This window comes from Streptomyces sp. NTH33 (assembly GCF_003236365.1).
Lineage (GTDB): Bacteria > Actinomycetota > Actinomycetes > Streptomycetales > Streptomycetaceae > Streptomyces.
Map to the genome: position 1 here is coordinate 1 of NZ_POTZ01001067.1, position 638 is coordinate 638.

A 638-nucleotide genomic window follows, 5' to 3' on the forward strand; every position below is an offset into this window, starting at 1 on the left:
GCCCCGCAAGGGGCGCGGCCCGCGCGGCGGGCGACCGTCCGGTACGGCGCACCCGCACGGCGGCGGAGGGCTCGGCAAGCCAGGCCGGCCCCGCGACGGATGCGACCGGGGCCGTGAGGCCCCGCCGGACGCGGAGCGCGAGCGAGGGGTCGGCCAGTCAGCACGTGGCAGGAACAGAGGGTGCGGGTCCGGAGGCTGCGACGGCGGCCGAGGGCGCACCCGCGGAAGACGGCGTGGCGGTGGCCGGGAGCGCCGCGCGGCAGAAGCAGGCCGCGGCCGAAGGCGCGGTGTCGCAGGCCGCGGCGGCGGAAGGGCCGGCCGCGGAGGCTTCGGCGGCCCATGAGCCCGGCACGCCGGCCGCGGGGGCGCCCCCCGGGGCCCGGTCCGGGCCCCGGCGGGCGCGGAGCGCGTCCGAGGGGTCGGCTTCCCAGCGAGCCGGCGCCGGGCCGCGTCGCGCGCGCAGTGCGAGCGAGGGTTCGGCCTCCCAGCGCGCGGCGGCGGCCGGCCAGTCGCCCACGCCTCCCGCGCCTCCCACGGCCCCGCGCAGCTCGGACGCCCCCTGGCACCACGCCCGTCCGGCGTTCGACGAGCCCGAGCCGAAGCCGAGGCGGAAACCCGAGGACGACACCCCCGAGAAC

At 82.1% G+C, this 638-nt stretch carries 1 pseudogene; it reads left to right on the forward strand.

The annotated features are described in order from the left end of the window. Positions 1 to 164 precede the first annotated feature (164 nt). Positions 165 to 638 (forward strand): annotated as a pseudogene (locus tag C1I97_RS40875) (NADH-quinone oxidoreductase subunit C); the annotation flags it as partial.